The organism is Kitasatospora mediocidica KCTC 9733 (assembly GCF_000744225.1).
Taxonomy (GTDB): Bacteria; Actinomycetota; Actinomycetes; order Streptomycetales; family Streptomycetaceae; genus Kitasatospora; species Kitasatospora mediocidica.
Map to the genome: position 1 here is coordinate 887,642 of NZ_JQLN01000006.1, position 16,198 is coordinate 903,839.

At 69.1% G+C, this 16,198-nt stretch carries 12 protein-coding genes and 1 pseudogene; 12 read left to right on the forward strand and 1 reads right to left on the reverse strand.

What is annotated here, in order from left to right:
• Positions 1-741 precede the first annotated feature (741 nt).
• The 12 genes and pseudogenes from BS80_RS38260 to BS80_RS30375 all read left to right on the forward strand — a co-directional run bounded on the left by BS80_RS38260 (position 742) and on the right by BS80_RS30375 (position 15,148).
• Positions 742-1,275, forward strand: a complete 534-nt coding sequence (locus tag BS80_RS38260) for a hypothetical protein (RefSeq protein WP_051967381.1) — start codon at positions 742-744, stop codon at positions 1,273-1,275.
• A gap of 639 nt (positions 1,276-1,914) precedes the next feature.
• Positions 1,915-2,535 (forward strand): hypothetical protein, encoded by a 621-nt coding sequence (locus BS80_RS43200; protein ID WP_035803977.1) that lies wholly within the window; start codon positions 1,915-1,917, stop codon positions 2,533-2,535.
• A gap of 398 nt (positions 2,536-2,933) precedes the next feature.
• Positions 2,934-4,087 (forward strand): annotated as a pseudogene (locus tag BS80_RS30340) (exonuclease SbcCD subunit D).
• Positions 4,087-4,395, forward strand: a complete 309-nt coding sequence (locus tag BS80_RS44185) for an AAA family ATPase (RefSeq protein ID WP_083975546.1) — start codon at positions 4,087-4,089, stop codon at positions 4,393-4,395. The pseudogene BS80_RS30340 and the gene BS80_RS44185 overlap by 1 nt, the downstream one beginning before the upstream one ends.
• Entirely contained in the window at positions 4,337-6,526 is a 2,190-nt protein-coding gene (locus BS80_RS30345; RefSeq protein WP_051967382.1) for a sbcc family protein, read from the forward strand. Before BS80_RS44185 ends, BS80_RS30345 begins: the two co-directional genes overlap by 59 nt.
• A 243-nt stretch (positions 6,527-6,769) precedes the next feature.
• Positions 6,770-7,681 carry a hypothetical protein gene (locus tag BS80_RS30350; protein WP_157535673.1) on the forward strand — a complete coding sequence of 304 codons (912 nt, stop codon included), beginning with the start codon at positions 6,770-6,772 and terminating at the stop codon, positions 7,679-7,681.
• A 466-nt stretch (positions 7,682-8,147) separates the two neighbouring features.
• Positions 8,148-9,149 carry a hypothetical protein gene (locus tag BS80_RS30355; protein WP_232246702.1) on the forward strand — a complete coding sequence of 334 codons (1,002 nt, stop codon included), beginning with the start codon at positions 8,148-8,150 and terminating at the stop codon, positions 9,147-9,149.
• A gap of 8 nt (positions 9,150-9,157) precedes the next feature.
• Entirely contained in the window at positions 9,158-9,424 is a 267-nt protein-coding gene (locus BS80_RS43205; protein WP_063772103.1) for a hypothetical protein, read from the forward strand.
• A complete protein-coding gene (locus tag BS80_RS30360; protein WP_035791283.1) occupies positions 9,421-9,993 on the forward strand; it encodes a hypothetical protein in 573 nt (190 codons plus the stop codon). Before BS80_RS43205 ends, BS80_RS30360 begins: the two co-directional genes overlap by 4 nt.
• A gap of 4 nt (positions 9,994-9,997) precedes the next feature.
• Positions 9,998-10,648, forward strand: a complete 651-nt coding sequence (locus BS80_RS30365) for a hypothetical protein (protein ID WP_051967383.1) — start codon at positions 9,998-10,000, stop codon at positions 10,646-10,648.
• A complete protein-coding gene (locus tag BS80_RS30370) occupies positions 10,645-13,716 on the forward strand; it encodes a coiled-coil domain-containing protein (protein WP_035803978.1) in 3,072 nt (1,023 codons plus the stop codon). The genes BS80_RS30365 and BS80_RS30370 overlap by 4 nt, the downstream gene beginning before the upstream one ends.
• On the forward strand, positions 13,709-15,148 hold the full coding sequence (locus BS80_RS30375) for a Wadjet anti-phage system protein JetD domain-containing protein (RefSeq protein ID WP_035803979.1): 1,440 nt from the start codon (positions 13,709-13,711) through the stop codon (positions 15,146-15,148). Before BS80_RS30370 ends, BS80_RS30375 begins: the two co-directional genes overlap by 8 nt.
• Here BS80_RS30375 and BS80_RS38265 read toward each other — a convergent pair.
• On the reverse strand, positions 15,131-16,135 hold the full coding sequence (locus BS80_RS38265) for a hypothetical protein (RefSeq protein WP_157536686.1): 1,005 nt from the start codon (positions 16,133-16,135) through the stop codon (positions 15,131-15,133). The genes BS80_RS30375 and BS80_RS38265 overlap by 18 nt on opposite strands.
• Positions 16,136-16,198: the final 63 nt, after the last annotated feature.

Genomic DNA, 16,198 nt, shown 5'->3' on the forward strand with positions numbered 1-16,198 from the left:
CCGCCGAGAAGACGGTCGCGGCCGCGCGGAAGGAGCTGGACAAGCTCACCGCCCAGCGCTCGCGCCGGGTTGCCGGGCTCGCCGGGTACGAGGGCGCCCAGGCGCCGGCCATCGCGAAGGCCTCGGGCCTGTCGGTCGGCGACGTCGTGCGGATCGCGCCGCTGCTGGACCCGACCCCGGCCGCCGTCCGCGCCGCCAAGGCCGACGACCAGGTCGTGCCCGCGCCCGCCGAGGCGCCGAAGGCCGAGCCCGAGCCCGCCGCCGCGGTGGCCCCGGCGCTGACCCGCCCTGCCGCCGTACTCGAGCAGCCGACCCCGGCCGTCGAGGCGCCGACCGTGGTCGAGGACCAGGCCGTCGTCGAGCAGCCCGCCCCGGCCGCGCCCGTCGATGCTGCGCCAGTCGTCCCGGCGGCTCCGGTCGCTCCGGTCGCTGCTGGGCCGCACGAGCTGCCCACCCTTCCCGAAGGCCCGGCGAACGCGCGGTTCGAGGCCGTGACGACCGGGCTGGTGTCCAAGCGCCCGAACTTCACGCAGCAGGCCCGCAGCACGGTGTTCCTGGACGCGGCGACCGGCGACCTGGCGGTGCGCGACCGCGTGGTTCGCCTGGCCCTCGGCGCTCGCACGCCCGGGCGAGATCCTGGACGCCGTCCTGGCGACCGCGCCGGGGACCGAGCGGATCTACGTCACTGCGGGCGCCCCGTGGCACGACGGTGCCGAGCGCTACTCCACGCTCAAGGACGCCGTGGCGGCCTGGCTGAACACCCCGTCGGAGCGGTGGACCACCGCTGTCGGCTCGGGTCGGGACAAGCTGGCCGGGCACTTCGTCCACCAGCGCCAGCCCGTCGGCCGCTACGCCCCCGCCGCCGCCCCGGACAGCGGCGCCACCGAGATCCGGTCCATGGGGGAGTGGTTCGACCCGGACGGCGCCGACGTCATCACCTGCCGGGACGCGTTCCGGCCGCTGTGGCAGGCGCTGCGCCGCCACTGGGAGGACGCGGTGCTGATGGGCTCGCCGTCGCAGACCGGCCGGGACCTGTGGTCGCGCACCATTCCCACCACCGGAAAGTGGGCCGGGGGCTACCCGGTGCTGTCCGAGGAGTTGCGGGGTCTGCTGCACGCGACCGGCGGGCAGGGCCGCACGGGCGCGGTGCCGATGAGCCTACGATGGTCATCTGCGGCGGAGGTTACGTCAGAAGTCTTATGCCGTGGGCTGGTTGCTGCCTGCGGTACGGCACGGCGGCAGGGGAGAGCGGAGCGGCTGCGACTGTGCATCTGAAGGACTTCTCCGTCAGCGGGTTCCGCTCGCTGACGTTGGTCGAGAACATCCCCGTCAGCGCGCCGACGATCCTGGCCGGCCACAACGACGGCGGGAAGAGCGCGGTGCTCGCCGCTCTCGACTTCCTCCTGGGTGGGTACCGCCTGGTCGAACAGGACCGGACCTACGACAACCCGCCGGCAGCCGGTGTCGCCGCTGTTGCTCCGGCCCGCTGTCCCTCGACCTGGGTCGAAGGCCGCTTCGCCCTGGACACCTGTGAGCAGGGCATGGGCTTTGCGGCCGAGTTGAGGATCCGGCGCCGAGTGGAGGGCGACGGTGCGCCCGTGATCGAGTACTGGGCCCAGCTCCCGCGCGACCCCCGGCTGCGCGACTTCAGCTCGCTGCTCGTCCCGGCTCTCAAGGACCTGGTGGAGGCCTTCGGACTGCGGGCCGAGGGGAAGGGCCTTAAGGCCGACTTGCAGGCGGTGCTGGGCGCACACGCGGCGCAGTCCCCGCAGGTCGCCGAATGGACCGCCCTGCCCAAGCAGTTGGTGCGGCGGCTGCCGAGGCTGCTGTCGTTCAGCGGGAAGGACGAGAGCCCGGACCGGGCCGTCCACACCGCACTGGCAGGCAGCTACGCACGAGGGCATCGACCTGCACTTGGGGCAGATCGCCTCCGCACTCGGCCTGCGCAACTCCGTCCTGCTCCACGAGCGCTGCTTCCTCGCCGTCGAGGGAGCCACCGAACAACAGGCCATTCCGGTGCTCTTCTGCCTCTCGCAGGGTCTGTCCCTGCAGGCGGCCGGCATCGCCCTGTGGGCCTGCAACAACAACGAAGGCGCCCTCCACCTCGCTGCCCAGCGCCGCACCGTGATGCTGCTGGTCGATGCCGACAGCCGCAACGTCGCCAAGTTCTTCAAGGACGACCGGCTGCGCCACTTCGGCCTCGATCCAGCGACGCAGGTGTCCTTCGTCGGTGAGGCCGAGAACTTCAACGAACTCGAGGAGCTCTTCGAGGACGAGCAGTGGGCCGAAGTGGCCAACCGCAAGTGGCCGCGCCGCGAGAGCGGGCAGCCCTGGGAGGTCGCGCACTTCAAGGCCCACCGCGGTGGCCGGAAATTCAGCAAGGACATTCTGGACATGATCAAGGAGCAGGGAAGCAAGAGCCCGGACGGTAAGCCCGACATGGTCTACGAGCTGGCCACATCCCTGGAATCCGCCTCTGACGTTCCGCGGCAGTTGAGGGAGGTATTCGCGGCTTTGCGCGCGAGTGCGGGCTGATCATTTCCGGACGGTGCGTCCTGCTGGAGCTGGGCGGTACGTCGTGCCTTCATCCGGGCCTTGCGCTGTTCGCCGGTGGGGGAGGCCCAGGCGTGCCAGCCTGCCTCCACCACCCACTGCCGTGCGTGGACCCGCTCGTCGATTCCGCACCACCGGCACCCGTTCGGAGCGGGAAAACCGCTACGCAAAGAGCCTTGCTCGGAAGTCATCTCTCCCCCTCTCTGGCCTTATTCTTTCCCGCCGCACTGACAATCTCCTGCCCTCGCGCCCGCCGCTCACTCACCTGCTGGCGGCGGTACGCCGCCCCTGGCCTCCCGTGATTTCCACAGATCACCGTTGCGGACCAAAACGCCGAAGTCGGCCCGCACACCACACTCGAACGGTTACGGTCAGCGACCATGCGATTGCTCCACACCTCGGACTGGCATCTCGGACGGACGTTCTACCGAGAGTCCCTCGTCGACGCCCAGCGCGCCTTCCTCGAACACCTGCTGACCGTCGTCCAGGAGCGGGAGGTGGACGCGGTCCTCGTCGCTGGCGACATCTACGACCGGGCCATCCCGTCCTTGGACGCCGTCGCCCTCTTCGACCACGCGCTCAACAGCCTGGCCGATCTCCAGGTCCCCGTCATCATGATCAGCGGCAACCACGACTCACCCCAGCGCCTGGGCGTCACGTCCCGCCTGATCGAACGAGCCGGCATCCACCTGCGCACCGATCCCGCCACCTGCCACACACCCGCGGTGCTGCACGACGAGCACGGACCCGTCGCGTTCTACGGCCTGCCCTACCTCGAACCGTTCCTGACCCGTGAGGAGATGGCAGCCGACAAACCCACCCACGAGGCCGTCCTGGGCGCCGCGATGGACCGCGTCCGCGCCGACCTCGCCACTCGCCCCGCAGGCACCCGCTCCGTCGTCCTCGCCCACGCCTTCGTCACCGGCGGCCGCACCAGCGACAGCGAGCGCGACATCACCGCCGGCGGCATCCCCACCGTCCCCGCCGCCGTCTTCGAGGGCATCGACTACGTCGCCCTCGGCCACCTCCACCGCCCGCAGAAAGTCACCGACCGCATCCGCTACAGCGGTTCCCCCCTCGCCTACTCCTTCTCCGAAGCCGGCTACGCCAAGACCACCTGGCTCGTGGACCTCGACGCCGACGCCAACATCACCATCGAAGCCGTTCCCTGCCCCCGCCCCCGGGCCTTGAACACCCTCACGGGGCACCTCGACGACCTCCTGAAGGACCACCGGCACGAACACCTGCGCGATGCGTGGCTGCACGTCATCCTGACCGACCCGCAGCGCCCCATCAACGCTTGCGCACCCGTTTCCCTCGCACCGTTCAGCTCACCTTCGCCCCCGAGGACGGCGGCCCCCCACACAGTGCCACCTACACCGAACGCACCCGCCACCGCACCGAACTCGAGATCACCGCCGGTTTCGTCGACCACGTCCGAGGCGGCCACGCCCCCACCCCCGCCGAACAGGACCTCCTACGCCGGGCGGTCGAGGCCACCCGCCGCAACGACACCGTGAAGGAAGCCCGCTGATGCGCCTGCACACCCTCACCCTGCAGGCCTTCGGCCCCTTCCGCACCCGGCAGACCATCGATTTCGACACGCTCTCCCAAGGAGGGCTGTTCCTCCTGCACGGCGCCACCGGCGCGGGAAAGTCCACCATCTTCGACGCCGTCTGCTACGCCCTCTACGGCAACGTACCGGGGGGAGAGACACCAGACGGCGCTGCGCAGCCACCACGCCGACCCAGCCACGCCCACCCAGGTCGAGCTGGAGTTCAGCATGGCGGGGCGCCGCCTGAGGATCACGCGCACCCCCCAGCAGGAACGGGCCCGGCGTGACGGAAACGGCACCACACAGACGCAGGCCAAAGCCGGCCTGGAGGAACGGCACGGCGACGACAGCCTCGGCCGACCCGTCTGGAAGCCTGTCAGCGCCGCCCACCAAGAAGTCGCCCGCGAAATCGAAGCCCTGCTGGGCATGAACCGCGAGCAGTTCTGCCAAGTCGTCCTGCTCCCGCAGGGCGACTTCGCACGATTCCTGCGAGCCAAGGCCGAGGACCGCGCCAACATCCTGGGACGCCTCTTCGGCACCCACCGCTTCCGCGACATCGCACGCTGGCTCACCGACCACGCCAAAGAGACCGGCCAGCGCTGCGACGACGCCCGCAAAGCCCTCCTGCGCGACATCGACCGGATCCAGGGCACCGCCGGCACCCTGATCACCGACTCGGCCGAGGAACAAGCCCCCACCGAGGACAGCATCGACACCACCCACCCCACCGCACTTACCTGGGCGCAGGCGGTGCACCACCGCGCCGACCAATCCCATCAAGAGGCCAGCGCCGCACTGCAGGACGCCCGAGCGCACCACAGCACCAGGGAAACCCGAGCTGCACAGGTCCGAACCCTGGCAGAGCGCCAGCTGCGCCACCGCGCCGCCAGCGAAGCCCTCACAGCCCTGCGGGCCCAGGCCCCGGCCTTCGAGAACCTGCAGGCGGCCCTGGAACGCGGTCGCCGTGCCGAGCGGGTCCAGCCCCTCATCCAGGCCCTCAATGACGCGGAGCGGGACCACCAGGCGGCCCGCCGCGCCGAAACCGAGGCCAGGACACGACTGCCCCACCCACAGCGCGACGACACCGACGAGGACCTCACCGCCGCCGAGAACCAGCTGAAGAACGACCTCGGCCGCCTCGACGCCCTGCGCCACGACGAACAGCGCTCCGACGAACTGGCAGCCTCCCTCGCCAAGCTTGAGGCCGACTTGGACCAGGCGCAGGCCGACCACGACGAGATCACCGACTGGCTGGACCAGGCAGACGCTCGACGCGCCGAGTGCACCGCGCGGATCGACCAGGCCCACCTGGCCCAGACCCAGGCCGAGCAAATCGCCGCCACCCTGCCGCCCCTCGAGCAACAACTCGCCGCAGCCCGCCGACGCGACGAACTCGCCAACGACGTTGCCAGGGTCCAGGGCGACGTCGACCGGCTCAAAGAAGCTGTCATCCGCAGCGCGACGCACGCGCGCGAGATCCGAGACCGGCGCATCGACGGAATGGCCGGCGAACTCGCCGGCCGACTGCGCCCTCAAGAACCCTGCCTGGTCTGCGGTTCACCCGTCCACCCCCGACCCGCGACCACCACCGCCGACCACCCGAGCAGGGAGGACGAGGCCTGCGCGGAGGAGGCTTACCAGCAGGCCGACCAAGCCTGCAAGGACGCCGAACAGGACCTCACCCGGCTCACGGCCGAGGCAGCCTCCGCCCAGGACCTGGCCGACGGGCAGACGGCCGCCGACCTGCAGCAGCGTCACCGCGCCGCCCGGCAGACCCGCAAGGACCTCCTGGCCGCCGCCGCAGACGCCGTGCCCGCCACCGAGGAACTGCACACCTTCGACGAGACACGTAAAACCCGGACAACCGAACTCACCGGCCTGGACCGACGGATCGGCGACTACCTCGGCCGCCAGGAGACCCAGAGCACCGAGCAGGAAGTCCTCACCCACCGCCTGGCCGACGCCTTGGCCGGATCCTCGACGATCGCCGCCCGCAGCGCCGAACTCACCGCCGAGGCGGAGGCGATCGCCTTGGCGCGGACGGCGATCCAGCAAACGGCAGTGGCTGCGGAGAACCTGGCCCGCGCCGCCCGGGCAGCCCAGGCCGAGACCGCAGCCGCAGGGTTCACCACCCTCGACGACGCCCGCCGCGCCATCGCCAACAGTGCCGAACTCGCCTCAATGGAAACCAAGTTGGAATCATGGCGGACAGCCCAGGCCACGCACGAGGCGACACTCACGGACCCCGATCTCGTGGAGGCCGCAGCCGCGGATCCGGCAGACGAGCAGGCCGCCGACGCGGACCTCGCCGCCGCCACCGAACGGTCGGAGACAGCAGCCATCGCCGAGAGCACCAGCCGCGTCCGCTGCGAGACCGTGCTCGGCCACATCGACGACCTCACTCAGAGCATCGAGTGATGGTCTGCAGGGGAGTGTCAGTTGCGTATCGTCAACTGCGTGTCAGTGGAATGGGCCCAGCGACCTCGTGATCTGCGCTGGTAGGAGGTGCTTATTCATCGCTGACATGAATGACGAAGGATCATGCCATTCTGGCGCAGACCGCTATGACGGGAAAGGAGTCTGTGCTGGTCAGAGCCTTTGAGGGCCTGCTGCTCCTGTTGGCGTGCGTCGTGGTCTCGCCTCTCGGGATAGTCTCCGGCCATGACTCAGATGCCGCCGAGTGGGCCTGCTCACGTGGAGTACCCACCGGTCGCCAACGCGATGGACTACCTGGACAGCGTGGTGGAGCATCTCTCTGGCGAGCCAAAGCCGCGTGACTTGAAGTACGCGATCTTGCATCTGCAGGCTGCAGCTGAGGTTCTCTTGAAGGCGCGTCTGCTCCAGGAGCACTGGAGCCTGGTCTTCAAGGATCCAGGCCGTGCTGACCGAACGCGATTCGAGAGCGGTGACTTCGAGAGCTGTGGAGTTGCCGAGACGATAGTTCGGCTCGGCAGTATCGCGGGGTTGAGCCTCCCTCAGAAGGCCGTTGACGAGCTCAAGCACCTGGCCAAGTGGCGCAACGCCCTTCAGCACTATGGCATGACCGCACCGGCTCCGGCCGTCGAAGCGCGTGCTGCCAGCATTCTCGACTTCCTCCTGGTCTTCCTCCGCGAACACCTCATGCCTGGCTTGACCGGCCTCGACCTCATGTACGCAGGGGAAGGGGAGTACTACATCATCGAGCGGCTCGCCAACATCCGCAGCCTGATCAAGGTGCGTATGGATCGCTTGCGGCCGGGCCTGGCTCCCTACGCGGAGCGAACCGTGCAGTGTGCCGATTGCGGCCAGTTTGCTCTGGTCGTGGGGATCGCCCCACTGGTTTGCCACTTCTGCGGGGAGAAGCCGCCGACGAGGGACTTCGCCAACTTCGCGGTGTTCTATGTCGACGTTGTGTTGGGTCTGAGCTCCTACGAGGAGCCCGAGGCCGGGCGGGAATGGATCGTTGACTGTCCTGACTGCTCGGATACCACTGTGGTTCTCTTTGCCGAACGGGCGGCAAAGCCTGGTGCCCGTGTTCCGCTCTGCGTTGCCTGCGGGAAGGTGTTCCCCGACGAGTTCGTTCATCACCTCTGACGCTCAAAGGTGCACCTATGCTGATCTCTGGCCGTTGACAAGGTGGTTCGCCTGTTGGCGGCTTCAGTGACCGAACAGGTCTCCGCGCCAGCCGCGACCTGGAATGTTTGGCGGCCGCCGGCTCGGACGTCGGCTGCCAGGACAACCTGATCCAGGGGCGCGGGGCCCGGCCTTGTCGTCCTGCCGGTCGATTTCGTCGACCGGGTGAAGGCGATCTCTGGCGGTCCGGCGGCCATGAACGGTGGTTCTAGCCACCACGATGACGAGAGCGCGTGTGGGTGTTGATGACCGCCTGCTGGCCGGTATATGCGGTCCGGGCGCCTGGAGATCGCGATGGCCGTGCGGGCTCAAGGGAGGGGTCGCTTGCGGTCGATCGAGTACAAGTTGACTCGTTTCCGGGAGTGTTGACGCCGTCGTAAGTCATGCTTGGTCGATCGGTCCGTGGTAGGGGGAGTGTGGGGGGCGTTTGTCGGATCAGCCTGATCTGTTCTCCGCTCAGCAGGAGGACAGCGTTGATGGTCTTCAGCACATACCGCCGTTCGTGGCGCCAGTGGCTGCCACGGCCGGGGCGGTGACCGGCGATCCGGTAGCGTTGCGCATCGCGGAGGCGATCCGTGACGTGTTCGGTGACTCCGGCTCCGAGAACGGTCTCAGCCGTGCGGAGATCGCCCAGGCCTGCGCGTCGGTAGCCTCCACCGGCGAGTTCGATGCACGCTTCCACGTCTTCACCAAGCTCCAGTTGCTCGAGCCGCTGCGCCGCAAGGCTCATGATCAGCGTTACGTCTTCAACCCCACCAGCGGCGCAGCGTTGCTGGTCTACGAGCGGCTGCGGGAGGCCGGTGGAGTCCACGAGATCACGATGCTTCTGGACCGGACCCATGAAGGCATCCTGAACGGCTCCCTGACCGAGGCGGACCTCGCCACGAAGATCGCCAAAGTTCGGCGCAGCCTGGCGAACTACACCAACCACCTGCTGCAACTCGTCCGGACCAGGCCAATCGAGGAACTGTTCGGACAACGCCACCACCACGCCCACGCCGCCTCGATCCATGAGGCGAAGCACGTCGTCCACGCCATCGCCGAGCGCTACCCTGCGCTGCGCCCGGCCGGCACTCGCCTGATCCAGGAGGCGCTGCGCTACACGGCGGCCGTCCAGGAGTTCCATGACCGTCTCATGCGACAGGCCACCACCCGTCGTGACTTCAGCATGCTGCTGCCCGAGCAGTATGTGACCGCTGCCCGACGCGCTCCGATCGACGCGCTGGCGAGTGTGTTCGCTGCGACTGTCTTCGACCCGCCCCGTGTCGACATCACCGTCGGCCAGGTTCTCACCGCCGCTGCTGACCACCGGCCCCGCCGCCGCGGCAGCGCCTGCCACGGCCTCCCGCACGGCCACCGGGTCCGGATCCGGTCGAGACCGCGCGGGCCAGGGCCGCCCGCGCGCGGGAGCGGCGCGAAGCCGCAGTAACTCTGCTCATGGGAGGTAGGGCAGAAGCCGACCTCACCGAGGAACTGCGGGCCCTGCCCTGGCGGGCTGCGGTCCGACATGTCGTCGACCTGCTGCGTGCCGCGGCCGACCCGGCCCTGCCGTTCATGCTCGCCATCTCCCGGCAAGTGGTGGTGGACCCCTCCGGCCCGGTCACCTACGCCTCACCCATGGCCGTCTACCGGGTTCCCGACGGCCTCCAGGACATGCACGACCACGACGACGACACCGAGACCACATCGGCGGAGCCCTCGTGAACGACCACCGCTACCAGCTGGCGCGTGCCCGGGTGCTGCGTACCTTTCCTGTCCCGGCCGATCGCGCAGAACTCGCCCAGCTGCGCTGCGCCGTCGACGATGTGGAACGCCGCCTCACCGACGTCATCACCGCGGGAGGAGCCAGTGAACTGATGCTCGCCTTCAGCCCCGACGTCGAACCCGCCAACGGCTGGCTGGACGACAGCGATGTCCGCCGCACCGCCTCGGCTTTCCGGTTGGTCACCCTTGCTGCCTGTATCCGCCATTGCTGGCCCGACCGCAGTCAGCCCCTGTACCCGGGGCAGGCCGCCAGACAGGACGACATCATCACCACTCTGGTCCCGCTCCACGACACCCTCGCCGCCAGGGAAGGCATCGCAGCACTGGGCCGCGCCTCGCATTTCCTCGCCGCCGTACGTTTCCTGCGCGCCTGCGGCTACCTCGCCTCGGACGAGGGCGACGGCACGATCCGCCTCGGCCCCATGGCCGCGCTGTGGTCCGAGCGCGACATCGCCGAACTCCGCAGCGGTTACGACGTCCTGCCCGGCCCGGGCCTGGGGAAGGAGTGACCCGGTGGACGTACCGTCGCTGGACGCGCTGCCCCACAACCGACGGGCGGACGTACGCGCCGCGGTCTGTGCCGTGGAGACCGCCCGACTGCCAGTGCGCCCCGCCCACTACCGCGCCCTCGCGGAGACTGCGCTGAGGGTCGTCGTGGAACAGGTCCTGGCCGCGTCCGGACGTACCCTGCTCGCCGTTAGCGGCGGCTACCTATCCGGCTACGACGACGACATCAGGCAGCGTCTGGTACACGAAGGCATCGGCATCCTGCCGCGCGACGACCGCGCCGTCCTCACCCTGGTCCTGCTCCACAGCGTCGCCATTCCCCAGGCCGCGGGCACCACCTTGCCCGACCAACCCTGGACCCGCGGCACGCCCGTGTCCGTGCAGGAGCTGAAAGACAGCCGGGTGCCCGACGGAGTCGTCACCAGCGCTCTGCAGCGACTGGCCGACGCGGACCTAGTCCGCCACACGAAGGCCGGCTACGTCCTGGGCCACCAGTTCCTGCGCCTGACGAAATCGGCGGGCAGTGAGCTGTTCGAAGAGCTCATCCTGCTGGCCGACCCCGCCGGCCCCCTCGCCGAGTCGATTCGGCGCCGGCGAGCCCCCCGCCCGGCATCGCCAGCTACCGCCCTCGACCGTGAGACACGGGAGACGCCATGACCACCCCGCCCGCCTCGGACCTGCCGCGGGGCCTCGTCGGCGACCGCCAACTCGTCGCCGTGCAGACCTTCGACATCGCCAGGCTTACCTCGCACCCCGTCCCAATCGTCCCCGAGACATTCATCGCGGTCTCCGGCCTCGGCCCCAAGGAGGACTCCAACGGGTCTGGGAAGACCAGCTTCCTCATCGCCGTCTCACTGCTGCTGGCCGATCCACAATGGCGCCTGGACACCAACGGGGGACGACCCGCCAGCGGCATCCTGTTCCACCCCGACGCCGCCGGAGTCGACCAGACCCACCGGGCATCGCCGGTTGACCACGGCTACATCGTCGGCGTCTTCGCCCACCCTGCCGACCCCGCCGCCGACCCCATGACCGTGTGGATCCGCATCGCCACCACCGCGCCCTACCTGCAGGCTAACTGGACCGAAGGCCTACACCTCGCCGACGCCGCCACCGACCACGAACGCAGCATCCAGGCCGACGACCTGTGGCGCGCACTGGTCACACGCCAACAGCTCTCCGCCCGCGCCATGGCCGACACGCTCTATGGCACGGCCCCCCGCTGCCTCACCTACCTCGATACCGCCCTGCGCCCACCCGCCCCCTCGCTGCTCAGCCAGCAGCTGACGGAGATGGAACCCAAGGACATCGGCCGGTCCCTGATCGCTCTGTCCGGCATGAGCCATCTGCTGGACGAGGAGTACAGCCTGCGCGGCCAGGCACTGGAAAACCTGATCAACCTCGAGAACGCCCAGGCAGAGCATGACAAGCAACGGCTCATTGAAGAGCAGGTGCTGGGTGCAGTACGAGCCCGTCAAGCCTCCCTCGACAGCCTCGAAGCCGGCCGTGCGGCGTGGCAGCGCTACCTCGCGGCCTCCTACCGCGAGGCATACGCTCTCGACGAGAGCCTCGCCGCGGATATCCGAGTAGCAGAGGAAGCTTCCGAGACCGCCGCGGCCGCCGTACAGGAAGCCGACGACCGCGTGAGCACGCTCAGGTCGGCGACCGACCTCGCCGACAAGGAACGCCAGGCCAAGCAGAACTGGTCAAACGCTCAGCAGCTCGACAGCGAACTCGCGCAAAAGCTGACCGAGTTGAAGACCCGACACGCGATGCTGCTCGAAGAGCGCTCCACCCTTCTGCCCCAGACCCACGACTGGGACGGAAGCGACACGACCACCACCGCCGATCGCTTTCAACTGAGCCAGCGCGATCACATCAAGGCGGAACAGACACACGAGGCCGCCGAGGCCGCCGTCACCCTCGCCGAGACGCACCTGAACGACGTCGAGCAAGGCCGCAGCGGGACCGCCGGCCGCGCCATCGACCTGCTCAGCGACCACGGCATCCTCGGCCACGGCCTGCTCGACCAAATCGACCTGGACGAGACCGCCCGTCCCCTGTGGGAGCCTCGCCTCGCCCCCTGGAACGACGCCGTCGTGGTCCAGCCCCACCACGAGGACAGGGCCCGAGCGCACCTGCACACCGCCCTGCCCGGAACCCAGATCGTCATCTGCGACCCCAAGCGGGAACCACTGCCCGAGGGAATCCGCAGCAACCTGAACCTGGCACGGTTCCTGACAGCCCTTCAGGAGCGCTTCGCCCCCACGGCCGACGGTGCCGACGTCCACGACCAGGCACTGGCCCTGACCGTCACAGGCGGCTTCACCACCCCGCTGGCCGGACGCGCAACCCGGCTGCAGCAGGCACACCGACAACTCGCCGAAGCCAAGACACGGGTAACAGAGGCCGCCAACGCCCTCAAAGCCGCCGCCGCCGGCGTCACCCTGGCCCAAACGCAGCACACGGCAGCCCAAGCCGCCGAGAAGCTCGCCCAACTGAAAGCAGAGGAGAAGCGGCTCCAGGCAGACATCGACAAGACCAACGACCGACTCGTCGAAGCCAAGCGAACCGAGGAAGAACTCCAGGAAGTCTGGCAGCACGCCTGGGGCGAACAGCATGGCCACGAGCAGCGCCTCACCACCGCCAAACTCGAACTGGACGCTGCCAAAAAGGAACTCAGAGACCGCCGCGCCACGATCACCGCCCTCGAACGCCAGCGCGCCAGGGCAGCCGCACCGCAATGGCAGAACCTGTGGGGCCAAACACTGGATGCGGCGATACGCCAACTCGCCGGCCTGCCCGACCAGGCCCAAGCCGCTCGGCCCGCCGCGCTTCGCCGACAGGCCGAGTACGCGCTGCGCCGCGCCTACGAGCATTACGGTGTCGACGGCGCTCCGGGCGCGGACGTGGGCGAAGACCTGCGCGAAGGCGAGAAAGCGACGCGGTCTCTGGCCGAGGCTGATCCCGGGGAACTGCCGTTGCGCTCATACACCGACGCGGCCTACCCGCTGGAGAACCGCCTGGCCGGTCACCGAGATCAGGACGAGGTGGCGGCGGCACGCATCACCCGCGACCGCCGGACCCGGGGACAGGCGATCGACGAACTCACCGAAGGCGTTGCCACGAGCAAGAACACACTGGAGACCCTCCAGGACATGATCGAAAATCACCTCGAGGGCCTCTTCACCCAGATCGGCGCGGCCTTCAACGACCTCGACCTGGGCAGCGAAGGCTATGGAGCTAGGCTCGAACACCACAGCGTCCGCCCGCAAGGAGCCGGCGACTGGCACTGGCAGGTCACCCCGCGCTGGAAGCGCTCCCGCAACGGCGGATACGTCTCCTACCGGGAGAACGCCAACAGCGCCCAGGTCAAGGTGCACGCCATCCAGCTCGTCCTCGCGGCCCTCCTCGCCGACAATCAGAGCCGCGGACGCGTGCTCATCCTCGACGAACTCGGCAACAGCCTCGGCGAGACCAACCGGAAAGACGTGCTCGCAGCCCTGCGCGACGTCGCCCGGGACCAGCACCTGACCATCCTCGGCACCTGCCAGGACAGCGTCCTGGCCGACGCCGCAGACGTCTGCGGCGAACTGCTGTGGTTCACCCACGCATCAGCCGCCGACATCACCAACCAGCCCACCAGCGTCTGGGCTTTCGACAGCAACGGCGAACGCACCCAACTCACCGAAGACTGGATCACCGCAGGACGCGCCCATGCCTGACCCAGCCCACCGCCCTGCGCTCCTCATCGGCGAAGCACACGGCCGCGAAACCGTACCGCTGCGCGACCTGCCCCCAGGTATCACCGCGGTCACCCTGCCCCGCGTCGTCAAGGACGGCGACGACATCATCCACATACGCGTCCCCAAGGACCGCAAACAACGCGTCAACCCCCGCCAGGTCGACCTCGTCGCCGACCACCCGGTCAGCCCGTACGACCCACCCTCCACCCTGACGCCCCGGCAACTGGCCAAAGTCCTGGAGACAAAGAGCACCAAGCGCTGGTCCACCATCGAGGCCGACCTCGGAGACAACGCCTGGCAGACCACCGTCGAACTCATCCGCTGCGGCGCCGTCATCCTGCGCTGCGACGTCGTCAACGTCACCGGCTACAGCCCCCGCTCCTGGACCCTGACGCACTCATGGGCCGAACTCGCCGAGGACAAACTCGCTGAACTCAAGGGCCGATCCCGCCCAGAAGACCTCCATCGCGAACTGCTCGACCTGATGTGCGGCATCCCCGAACTCGCCACCGAGTACGAGCTGCTGGCCAACACGCCACCCGGCCGTGTCCTGAAGGTCCCCGAGGGGACAGCCACCCGCGCCGAGGACTGGCGCGTCTACGAACTCGCTGTCCGGGCTGCCAGCACCTGGTGGCCCGCCCAGGGCCAACCCCGTAAGATCACCGCGAAGGAACTCGCCGGCCGCAGCCTGCGCGACACCAAGAGCACGTGGACCCCCGCACGGCAGCAGGCCTTCTCCAACCTCATCGGCGTCCCCTTCGACCAAGCCGTCGACAAAGCCGACACTGACCTGCGCATCCGTGGCCCTCTCCAGTGGCGCGTCGGCACCGTCATCGCCGACACAGCAGCCTGCGACCCCTGGCTCGCCCTCCCCGCCCGCGGCGTCCACGCCCTCGGCATGATCTCCTGCGACGCCCGAGGCGTCTTCATCGTCGAGAACGAGGACACCTTCGAACAGATCTGCAAGGTCCCCGAGATCACTGACACCTGGCTGTGCATCTGGGGCAAGGGCTACGCGACCAACGGCCTCATCGAACTCCTGCGCACCCTCGACGGGCTCCCTCTCGTGGCATGGGGCGACCTCGACGCCCACGGCATCCGCATCGTCAGCAACCTCGCCGACCGCGTCGCACGGCCCGTCATTCCGGTTGCCATGACCGTCGACCTCTACCGCGCCGGTGTCAAATACTTCCAGCCTCCGGAAAAGCTCGCGGGCAACCGCGAACTGGCGATCCAGCTCGCCCAGGAAGCCCTGCCGGCCCTGCGAGACCTGGCCGGAGAGATCGCCCGGACTGGAGGCGAGGGTTGCGAGCAGGAGACCATGTACGACGAGGTCCTGCCCGCACTCCCGGATCTGTTGGAAGCGGCCCTTCTGTCCGGCCTCGGAAGGCCGTCATGCCCCCTCCGGTGAAGCCCTGGCTTGCCCGAGGAGCCGTTCGGCGTGTGTGCGTAGGTGCCGCGACTCGGCGGCCATCACAGGATCGAAGAGGCTGTCCTCGACGCGGCGGGCAGTCAGGCGATGGTGGGTGCGGGCGCCGGCGAGCAGCGGGCGTGCCCATGTTGGCACGGTGTGCAGGCTGCACTGGCGGTGCCCGGGGCCGTGTGTCCTGATCGCAGAGATGTCACCGCTGATGTCGATGTCGCGTACGGACCGCAGTCCGACGATGGTGCTGCGGGTGAGCGAGAGGACGGTGAGGGCGCCGGCGATGAGAGGGTGGGCGAGAACAGTCAGGGCGGCTACGGTCTCGGGTGTGACGCCGAACGCGGATGCGGGACAGACCCGTTGTGCGGCTGCGGTGGCCCCTGGACAGTGGGCGCGGATGCGCGGTGCGATCGGGGGCCTGCTGGATTGTGGGCGTGGGTGCTGGCGGTCCCAGTCCGGTAGGGCGGTGCCGGCCGCCGCCGCGGCAGGCGCTGATCGGGGCGGGCGCGGGAGTGAGGGGAAGGGGCCCGGTCTGGTGAGCAGCGCGGTGAGGTGGCGCAGGCCGTCTGTTCGGCGTGCGGCGTCGGTCAGCCGGGGCGGGATGCGCCGGGGGCTAGCCTGCCACAGCAGTGTCAGCCGGATCCCGGCCTTGTCCTGCCAGGCGAGCAGCTGATCCAGTCGGCGTGCGGTCAGCAGGTGCGCGCGGGTGACTACGGTGTCCCTCATGCCGGCCACGGTGCTCCATGCCGCTGCCGCCAACCAGGCCGTGTCCACTGAGTCCATCCACACGTCGGGGGAGTCCGGCCCCGGGGTCAGGCGCTTGCCGAGGGCGTAGAGGACGTCGTGGGCGAGGGCGGCGGGGGCGCCGCTGGCAGGGGTGGGCTGCACAGTGATGCGCCCTTCGGCGGGGCAGTGCACCTGGAGGGCCGCTCGTGTGTGGGAGACGTCGTCGTGTTCGTCCACTACGAGGATCATGTCGCGGATTCCCACGGCCACTGTCGCCTTCCGCCTGGTCGTCTCGATGCGGACCCGGGTACC

Excerpts from the sequence above, each read along its gene's own strand:
- BS80_RS30350 (WP_157535673.1), top strand. The coding sequence starts at position 6,770 with ATGACTCAGATGCCGCCGAGTGGGCCTGCTCACGTGGAGTACCCACCG.
- BS80_RS30345 (WP_051967382.1), top strand. The coding sequence starts at position 4,337 with ATGGCGGGGCGCCGCCTGAGGATCACGCGCACCCCCCAGCAGGAACGG.
- BS80_RS43205 (WP_063772103.1), top strand. The coding sequence starts at position 9,158 with ATGGGAGGTAGGGCAGAAGCCGACCTCACCGAGGAACTGCGGGCCCTG.
- BS80_RS30375 (WP_035803979.1), top strand. The coding sequence starts at position 13,709 with ATGCCTGACCCAGCCCACCGCCCTGCGCTCCTCATCGGCGAAGCACAC.
- BS80_RS30370 (WP_035803978.1), top strand. The coding sequence starts at position 10,645 with ATGACCACCCCGCCCGCCTCGGACCTGCCGCGGGGCCTCGTCGGCGAC.
- BS80_RS44185 (WP_083975546.1), top strand. The coding sequence starts at position 4,087 with ATGCGCCTGCACACCCTCACCCTGCAGGCCTTCGGCCCCTTCCGCACC.
- BS80_RS38265 (WP_157536686.1), bottom strand. The coding sequence starts at position 16,135 with ATGATCCTCGTAGTGGACGAACACGACGACGTCTCCCACACACGAGCG.